Annotated in this window: 7 protein-coding genes and 1 rRNA gene; 6 read left to right on the forward strand and 2 right to left on the reverse strand. The window is 69.2% G+C overall.

Translation table 11 applies throughout. The annotated features are described in order from the left end of the window. The first annotated feature begins 278 nt into the window (after window positions 1–278). The 6 genes from ACH492_RS17300 (at window position 279) to ACH492_RS17325 (ending at window position 7605) form a co-directional block, all read left to right on the forward strand. Window positions 279–587 (forward strand): hypothetical protein, encoded by a 309-nt coding sequence (locus tag ACH492_RS17300; RefSeq protein ID WP_005315450.1) that lies wholly within the window; start codon window positions 279–281, stop codon window positions 585–587. Window positions 588–750: 163 nt separating this feature from the next. Then, entirely contained in the window at window positions 751–1608 is an 858-nt protein-coding gene (locus ACH492_RS17305; RefSeq protein WP_398987293.1) for a hypothetical protein, read from the forward strand. Beyond that, entirely contained in the window at window positions 1598–2929 is a 1332-nt protein-coding gene (locus ACH492_RS17310; protein ID WP_398987295.1) for a hypothetical protein, read from the forward strand. Before ACH492_RS17305 ends, ACH492_RS17310 begins: the two co-directional genes overlap by 11 nt. Then, window positions 2926–4485: an SCO6880 family protein gene (locus ACH492_RS17315; RefSeq protein ID WP_398987297.1), complete on the forward strand. Its 1560-nt coding sequence runs from the start codon at window positions 2926–2928 to the stop codon at window positions 4483–4485. The genes ACH492_RS17310 and ACH492_RS17315 overlap by 4 nt, the downstream gene beginning before the upstream one ends. Window positions 4486–4502: 17 nt before the next feature. After that, entirely contained in the window at window positions 4503–5915 is a 1413-nt protein-coding gene (locus ACH492_RS17320; RefSeq protein ID WP_398987299.1) for an ATP-binding protein, read from the forward strand. A gap of 1 nt (window position 5916) precedes the next feature. Then, window positions 5917–7605 carry a type VI secretion protein gene (locus ACH492_RS17325; RefSeq protein ID WP_398987301.1) on the forward strand — a complete coding sequence of 563 codons (1689 nt, stop codon included), beginning with the start codon at window positions 5917–5919 and terminating at the stop codon, window positions 7603–7605. Between the two features lie 21 nt (window positions 7606–7626). Here ACH492_RS17325 and ACH492_RS17330 read toward each other — a convergent pair whose 3' ends face one another. Next, on the reverse strand, window positions 7627–8175 hold the full coding sequence (locus ACH492_RS17330; RefSeq protein WP_398987303.1) for a GNAT family N-acetyltransferase: 549 nt from the start codon (window positions 8173–8175) through the stop codon (window positions 7627–7629). 100 nt (window positions 8176–8275) lie between these two features. Further along, window positions 8276–8392, reverse strand: a 5S ribosomal RNA gene (gene rrf / locus ACH492_RS17335). Window positions 8393–8553 lie beyond the last annotated feature (161 nt).

Genomic DNA, 8553 nt, shown 5'->3' on the forward strand with positions numbered 1-8553 from the left:
CCAGGACGAGACAGCGTGCAGCGCCCCCAAAGGTGGCACAACGACAGTTATTGCCCGGAGTCACCCCCCGTGATACACAGAGTGACGATAGGTACTCATAGCGCCGAACCGGTCCACGCCGCCGCAGGTCAGGATGGTGAGATCGGTCATACGTGCGGAGATCGGGTAAAGAGACCCGCCAAGTCGGCTTACGCGGGCGATTTCATCAGCGAAGATAGAACGACGGCCCGTGCCGAGGGGCAGGGGCACTGAACAACCCAACAGGGGCGGTGAGTTACATGATCCTGGCAGCCGAAAAGGGCGACATCACCACCATCATCGGCGGAATCGCCCCGAACTGGGGGCCTTTCGGGAGCCTGGGGAACGAGGCACGAGTAATGATCGAGGTGGTGATGGCCATTGCCATCCTCCTCTGCCTCGGCATCGCGATCTGGGGCGCGGCCAAACAGCGCATCGGCGCGACGGCACTTCGCGACACCTTCAGCGCCGAGCAGGGCAAGGGCCTGATCGTCGCCGGGCTGACCGGCGTCTTCATCATCGGGTCACTGGGGACCTTGTTCACCATCGTGTACGGGATGGCTGTCTGACCCGCCCGTCCGTCCTCTCCGAGCGTGCCCGGCCCACCCTTTGAGGTTGCGTCTCCCTGATGTCGAGTCACCACACCGCGCCCGCGCGGGAAGCAGCACGACTACCGTCGTACTACGTGTCGTACGACGTGGAACTGCGAACGGTTGAGGGGGCATACGCGAGATGAGCCTCGGTGACGAGCACGGCTACGGCGGCGAGCCGGGCGGCCGCACGGACGAGGGCTTCGGCGGCACGGGCCAGACGCGTACGCGTCTGCCGGGCGGCGGCGACACGGACATCTACGGCGGCGCGCGCAGACCGGTGCGGAGCTCACGCTCCCTGATCACGGTGGTGGGCGTCGTGGTGCTGCTGATCGCGGCTATCGCGTTCGCGAACCAGGGCGGGGGCGACGACAACTCGTCAACGACCGACGCGAAGGGCACGGGGACGGCACCGACGGCGGCGACGGGGGTGCGGCCGGTGACGGGGAAGAACGGGGCGATTCCGTCGGGGTTCGCCAAGGACGAGCAGGGGGCGCAGAGCGCGGCCGCCAACTACCTGGTGGCGCTCGGTTCTGACGGTATGTACAACAAGGCTCGCCGTGACCAGATCGTGAGTGCCGTGTACGCACCCGACATCGCCGCCGCACGACGGGGTGACCTCGACAAGGTGTATGCCGGCGAGAAGTTCCTCACCGGCATCGGGCTGAAGCCTGACGGCACTGCCCCGGCTGGGATGACCTTTATCTCGCGGTTCAATCCCGTGGGGTCGAAGGTCGAAAGCTTCACCGGCGAAACCGTGAGCGTCTCCGTCTGGTACTCGGCGCTCTTTGGGCTGGCGGGCGAGGGTTCCCAGAACCCCGTCTCCGAGAGCTGGTACACGAACACCTTTGCGCTGAAGTGGGTCGGCGGGGACTGGAAGATCACCGACTTCACCCAGAAGGACGGACCCGTACCCGTCGGCCGTGACCAAGCCGCTTCCGGCGCCAAGGAGATGGCCGACGCCGTGCAACAGTTCGGAGGGTTCACGTATGCCCGATAGCCGCCGCCGTGCCCTCTCGATCGTCGCCGCAGTCACAGGTATCCAGACAGCTGCCGTGCTCCTGTCGGCGCACGCCTTCGCTGCCCCAACACCGACGCCGACTCCCAGCAAGAGCAATGACCCCTGCGACCTGATTCGCGGCCCCGCGCGGGACTACTGCGACAACGGCGACCCCGGCGGCGCCGCCCGCACCGGCCCCCCCGACCCCACCACCGCCCTGGACCCCCTCGCCTCCCTCGCCCGCGGCTGCGCCGACGCCGCCGTGAAAATCGTCGACGTCCTCTCCAACGCCGTGAAGTCCACCGCCGAGGTCGACTTCACCAACTCCGCCTTCCTCGCCCGCTACGCCATCGTCTTCGCCGCCGCCACCATCCTCACCCTCATCCTCTGGCTCCTCGCCGTCGCCAAGCGCGCCATCCGCGGCGTCCCCCTCACCACCGCCATCGGCGAAGCCGTCGGCTTCCTATGGCTCACCGTCCTCGCCTCCGCCTTCACGCCACTGATCCTCTACACCCTCGTCTCCGCCACCGACGCCGTCACCGAGGTCATCGCCTCCGGCACCGGCCAGCAGACCGACGTCTTCTTCGGGAGTTTCAAGGAGGCCCTCCAGAAGGGCGACAGCATCGGCGGCGGACCGATCATGCTGATCGTCGTCTCGCTCGTCACCGTTCTCGCCGCCGGCGTCCTCTACCTCGAGCTCTTCGTCCGCGCCGTCCTCCTCTACGTCGGCGCCCTCCTCGGCGTCGTCGTCTACGCCGGACTCGTCGACAAGAACATGTGGGGGCACGTACGCCGCTGGGCCGGGATCATGATCGCCGTCATCCTGGTCAAGCCGGTCATCGTCATCGTCCTCGGACTCGCCGGCGCCCTCGCCGCGGACAAGGGCCCCGACTCCTTCTCCGCCGTCGTCTCCGGACTCGCGATCATCCTGCTCGCCATCTTCGCCTCCGCGATGATCTACCGCTTCGTCCCCGGCTTCGGCGACGAGATCGCCGCCTCCCGCAACAACCGCCTGCAGAACGGCGCCGAGAACGCCGCAGCCGCCGTCATCAGCTCCCCCGCCGCCCTCGTCTCGCAAGGGATCAAGACCCACAGCAGCCGCGGCAACCAGAGCGGCGGCGGTGAGAGCAACGGCAGCGCCCCACGCCCGGCCAACCCCCTCAGCGGAGGCGTCGCCGCGCACAGCAGCCGCAACCCCGGCTCGGGCGGCGGGAGCGGGGGCGGCGGATCTGCACCCGCCGCGCCCCCGCCCCGTAGCAGCACGCCCGGCACCAGCACCCCGCACAGCAACCGCAAGAGCACAGGAGGTGGAGGGCGTTGACCACCCAGTCCCATCCGATCACGCCCCGCCGCACGTATCTCATCGGCCGGGCCCGGCCGAACGCGATCGTCGGCAAGAACCGCGAGACCGGCGAGATCGCGCTGATCATCGCCGGCGCGTTCCTCGGCATGATGAGCGGGCTGCTGGTCCCCGTCCTGTCCCTGCGGATCGTGCTCCTGATGGGCTTCCCGCTCCTCGCCCTCGCCGCCGTGTACGTCCCGTACAAACACCGCACCTTCTACAAGTGGTTCGAGATCAACCGCAGTTACAAGCGCACCCTGCGCAGCGGCACCCTCTACCGCTCCACCGCCGCCGAGGCCGGGATCCGGCTCGACGGCCGTGAGATCGAGGTCGGCCCGCCCCCGGGCATCGGCCGGATCAACTGGCTCGCGGCCCCCTTCGGCCCGGACGAGATCGCCGTGCTGCTGCACGCCGACCGCCGTACGGTCACCGCCGCCATCGAGATCGAGGGCCCGGGCGTCGGACTGCGCGACAGCGAGGACCAGGAGGCCCTCGTCGACCGCTTCGGCACGCTGCTGAAGCATGTGGCCAACGGCGACGGCTTTGTGACCCGTCTTCAGATTCTGGCCCGTACGCTGCCCGCCGACCCCGACGCGCACGCCAAGGACGTCGCCCAGCGCGGCGACCAGCAGTCGCCCGGCTGGCTGCGCGACTCGTACGACCAGCTCCAGTCGATGGTCTCCACCTCCAGCGAGCAGCACCGCGCGTACCTCGTCGCCTGCATGCACTACACCCGCGAGCTGGCCGCCGAGGCGCACGCCATGGCCCGTGCCGCCCGCCACGCCACAGGTTCCAACTCACGGAAGCTCGACAAGGACGCGGGCCTCGCCGTCGTCATGGCCCGCGAGCTCACGGACATCTGCGCGCGCCTCGCCGAGGCCGACATCCGGGTCCGCCAGCCGCTCGGACAGGGCCGGCTCGCCTCCCTCGTCCACTCGATGTACGACCCCGACCACCCCATCGACCACATCCAGGCGATGACGAAACGCAACGCCTGGCCCGCCGAGCTGGACGCCATGGAGCCCACCTACCTCCAGGCGAAGACCCGCGAGTCGTCCACCCGCGCGCCCTGGTGCCACTCCACCGCCTGGGTGAAGGAGTGGCCGATGACCCCGGTCGGCGTCAACTTCCTTGCGCCGCTGCTCGTCCACACCCCCGATGTGATCCGTACGGTCGCGGTCTGCATGGATCTGGAGCCCACCGAGGTCGCCATCGAGCGGATGCTGACCGAGAAGACCAACGACGAGGCGGACGCCAGCCGCGCCGCCAAGATGAACCGGACCGTCGACCCGCGCGACATCGCCGCGCACGGGCGACTCGACCAGAGGGGTGAAGATCTCGCCAGCGGTGCGGCGGGGGTGAACCTTGTCGGGTACATCACAGTGTCTTCGCGGTCGCCGGAGGCGTTGGCCCGCGACAAGCGGACGATCAGAGCCTCGGCCGGCAAGTCGTATCTGAAGCTGGAGTGGTGCGACCGCGAGCACCACCGTGCCTTTGTGAACACCTTGCCGTTCGCGACCGGCATCCGACGCTGACGAGAGGGCACTCCGCCATGCGAGATCCGCTGTCCGTCTTCACGGATGCCTTCACCTCCTTCCTGTTCGGGAAGGTTGAGACGACCCGGCTTCCGGTGCGTACGTCCACCGGCCAGGCACAGGCCGTCTACCTGCCCACCGCCGCGCCGGGCCTCGGCGACTCGGGCGTGATCATCGGCCGCGAGGTGTACAGCGGAAAGGGCTATATCTACGACCCCTTCCAGCTGTACGGCCAGCAGCTGCCGGCGCCTCACTGGCTCGTACTCGGCGAGTCCGGGAACGGCAAGTCGGCGCTGGAGAAGACGTACGTGCTGCGGCAGTTGCGCTTCCGCGACCGCCAGGTGGTGGTGCTGGACGCGCAGGGCGAGGACGGGGTCGGCGAGTGGAATCTCGTCGCCCAGGAGCTGGGGATAACCCCCATCCGGCTCGACCCGATGACGGCGCTGGACGGCGGGATCCGTTTGAACCCGCTGGACCCGGCGATCACCACGACAGGCCAGCTCGCGCTCTTGAGGACCATCATCGAGGTCGCCATGGGGCACGGCCTGGACGAGCGGTCCGGGTTCGCGCTGAAGGTGGCGCATGCGTACGTCAACGAGACGATCGTCGACCGGCAGCCGGTGCTGACCGACATCGTGGACCAGCTGCGGCACCCCGAGCCGGAGTCCGCCGAGGCGATGAACGTCGACATAGACGACGTACGCGCGTGGGGTCTGGACGTGGCGCTGGTGCTGGACCGGCTGGTCGACGGTGACCTGCGGGGCATGTTCGACGGCCCGACGACGGTCGGGATCGACCTCGACGCGCCTCTGATCGTTTTCGATCTCTCCCACATCGACCGCAACTCCATCGCCATGCCGATCCTGATGGCGATCGTGGGTGTGTGGCTGGAGCACACCTGGATCCGTCCCGACCGGAAGAAACGGATCTTCCTGGTCGAGGAGGCCTGGCACATCATCAACAGCCCGTTCGTCGCCCAGCTCTTCCAGCGCCTGCTGAAGTTCGGCCGCCGCCTTGGCCTTTCCTTCGTGGCCGTGGTTCACCACCTCTCGGACGTGGTCGACGGCGCGGCGGCCCGGGAGGCGGCGGCGATCCTGAAGATGGCGTCGACACGGACGATCTACGCGCAGAAGGCGGACGAGGCGAGAGCGACGGGGCGAGTGCTGGGCCTGCCGCGGTGGGCGGTCGAAATCATTCCTACGCTCACTCCCGGCATCGCGGTCTGGGACGTCAACGGCAATGTCCAGGTGGTCAAACACCTGGTGACGGAGGCGGAGCGACCACTGGTCTTCACGGACCGGGCGATGACGGAATCCTCGGGGCCCGCGCTGCCCGAGGACGTAGCGGCCGCGGAGTGGGAGGCGGAGCAGCGCGCGGCCCTCATCGAGCAGCAGCAACTGGGCGCGTCCTCCGAGTCGACGGTGGCATGACATGCGCAACCGTCACCACCGGCCCGAGGACGAACGCGGCATCCCGGACGGCCTGTTGGTGGGCCTGCTCGGCTTCCTGCTCGGCCTGACGCTGCTGGTCTGGACGGCAACGGGTCTGGCGGGCGTACTGGCGCGCGGTGCGTGGCCGAAGGGCGTCACCTTCACCAACACGCCGTTGGCGATGCGCGCGCTGGCGTCGAACCCCCACGACCTCCCGGCGGCGTGGCCACAGACACCGACCGCGGAGCTTTCGGGCTACGGCCTGTTCTGGGGCCTGGCGATCGGTGAGTTGATGGTCCTGGTCGTGCTGACGGTATTCACCCTGGGCACACTGGCCCGCTGGCGAGCAGTCCGCGCGGGGCGAGTGCGGGGTGCGGCGGGGAAGGGGAGCGGTGCTGCGTCGGGCAGGCGCTTGGAGACGGGACCCGACCGGGGCGGGGAACAGGCCACGGGCGGCTGGGAAACCACCCCGGCGGGCCATGGCGAGGCCGCCGGCCCGAACCCGGCGCAGCCGGTCGAGGCAACCCCCACGGGCAGCGGCACAGCCGCAGCCCCCAACCCCCTTGCGGGGCAAGGCGCGGGCGTGCGGGACCTCAACCCCACCCACGGCCCCGACCCGGCGCGGCCGGGTAACGGCCACCCCCAACCGCAGGTTGCGGCCCCCCAAGCAGGGGGCAGCTGGGAAACCAGCCCCGCGGGGGCCGCAGGCCGCAACCCCCTTGCGGGGCAAGGGGCCGGCGGGTGGGAAACCTCCATCCCCGCGCCCCGCACCCCCCGCCTCCTCTACGGCGACCCCGCCACCCGTCGCCCCACCACCGTCCAGGCCGTCCTCGACGCCGACGGCCCCGCCCTCGTCGTCACCTCCGACCCCACCGTGTGGGCCGAGACCAAAGACGCCCGGGCCAAGCTCGGCCCCGTCCTCGTCTACGACCCCGGGCACCTCTGCGACACCCCCGCCCGCCTCCACTGGTCCCCCATCGCACACTGCGAAGACCCCGCCACCGCCCAGGCACGCGCCACGGCCCTCCTCGCCCCCGTACGCCCGCGCGCCCTCCTCGACGCGGCCATGGCCGACACCGCCGAAACACTCCTGCGCTGCTGGCTGCACGCCGCCGCCGTGGACGGACGCCCGTTCAAACAGCTCCACCGCTGGGCGCTCGGCGGCGGCGCCCATGACGCCGTACGAATCCTCCGTACGCATCCCAAAGCCACCGCCGGACTCGCCGGCCTCCTCGAGTCCGCGCTCACCGCGCACCCCGAACGCCGGGAGATCGCCCAGCAGTTGGTGGTACGCGCCCTCTCCGCCCTCTCCTCGATCCACATCCGCGAGGCCTGTACCCCGAACCGAACGGATTCGCTCACCCTGGAATCTTTTGTCGACGAAGGGGGCACGCTCTACCTGGTTGGGGAGCCCATTGAGGACCCCCGAACCCACCCCGGCGCAATGCCTCTGCTCACCGCACTGGCCTCAGACGTGGTCGAGCACGGCCGCCGCATGGCCGCACGGTCATCCGACGGTCGGCTCGACCCACCAATGACGCTCGTCCTGGACGACGTCGCCGCCGTGGCTCCGCTTCCTCGGCTTCCGGAGCTGCTGGCCACCGGTCAGGACCAGGGACTGCCGACCCTGGTCCTGCTCCGCTCCGCCGAACAGGCGCGCGCCCGCTGGCCCGAGCCACTCGGCCAGTAGCGCAAACGGACCTGAAGCCCTCTAACGCAGGACCTCGAGTTCCAGCTCCCGCGCCGCGGAATCACCCGGCACGGCCACGGCGTCCCCACTCGCCACGAACCCCATCCGCCGGTAGAACGCCGCGGCCCGCGCATTGCGCTCGTGCACATAGAGCCGCACCCGCTGCACCGGCGGCCCGGCCAACCCCCAAGACCACTCCATGGCCGCCCGGAACAGCGCCTCCGCGACACCCGAACCACGTGCCTCGGGCCGTACGAACACCGCGACCACATGCGTCTGGTCGACCTTCGCCGCCTCCCCGAACCGCACCTCGCCCGCCGGCCGCTCGACCAGCACGGTGACCGTGCCTGCCCACTGCCCGTCCGTCGCCTCGGCGATGAACTGCCGCCCCACGACCCCCTCGGCAGCTCTGGACGTGCGCTCCTGCCAAAATCCGTCGGGCCGCTCGATGGCCTGCTCGTACGTCTCCAGGAAGGCGATGGGTGCGGCGGGATCCCGCAGGGCGGCGAGCCGGATCTCCCGGGCCTTGGCCCACTCCTCCGCGAGTACGGGTCGAATGACATAGTCCATCTCCCGATACTGACCGCGTCACGCAGCTCTGAGCAATGCGGTTCTGAACGCAAAAATGCCTCAGTCCCCGGACAAGGTCCGGGGACTGAGGCTAAAAATTGTTCGGCGGCGTCCTACTCTCCCACAGGGTCCCCCCTGCAGTACCATCGGCGCTGAAAGGCTTAGCTTCCGGGTTCGGAATGTAACCGGGCGTTTCCCTAACGCAATGACCACCGAAACTCTATGAAGATATCGATCCGGAACCCCGGCCATGGGGCCTCGACAGTTCGTTACTTCAGAACTGACACAGTGGACGCGAGCAACTGAGGACAAGCCCTCGGCCTATTAGTACCAGTCAGCTTCACCGGTTGCCCGGCTTCCACATCTGGCCTATCAACC

The organism is Streptomyces sp. NPDC019443 (assembly GCF_044389785.1).
Classification (GTDB): domain Bacteria; phylum Actinomycetota; class Actinomycetes; order Streptomycetales; family Streptomycetaceae; genus Streptomyces.

Coding starts and splice junctions, on each gene's coding strand:
- ACH492_RS17300 (WP_005315450.1), top strand. CDS start 279: ATGATCCTGGCAGCCGAAAAGGGCGACATCACCACCATCATCGGCGGA.
- ACH492_RS17305 (WP_398987293.1), top strand. CDS start 751: ATGAGCCTCGGTGACGAGCACGGCTACGGCGGCGAGCCGGGCGGCCGC.
- ACH492_RS17310 (WP_398987295.1), top strand. CDS start 1,598: ATGCCCGATAGCCGCCGCCGTGCCCTCTCGATCGTCGCCGCAGTCACA.
- ACH492_RS17320 (WP_398987299.1), top strand. CDS start 4,503: ATGCGAGATCCGCTGTCCGTCTTCACGGATGCCTTCACCTCCTTCCTG.
- ACH492_RS17325 (WP_398987301.1), top strand. CDS start 5,917: ATGCGCAACCGTCACCACCGGCCCGAGGACGAACGCGGCATCCCGGAC.
- ACH492_RS17330 (WP_398987303.1), bottom strand. CDS start 8,175: ATGGACTATGTCATTCGACCCGTACTCGCGGAGGAGTGGGCCAAGGCC.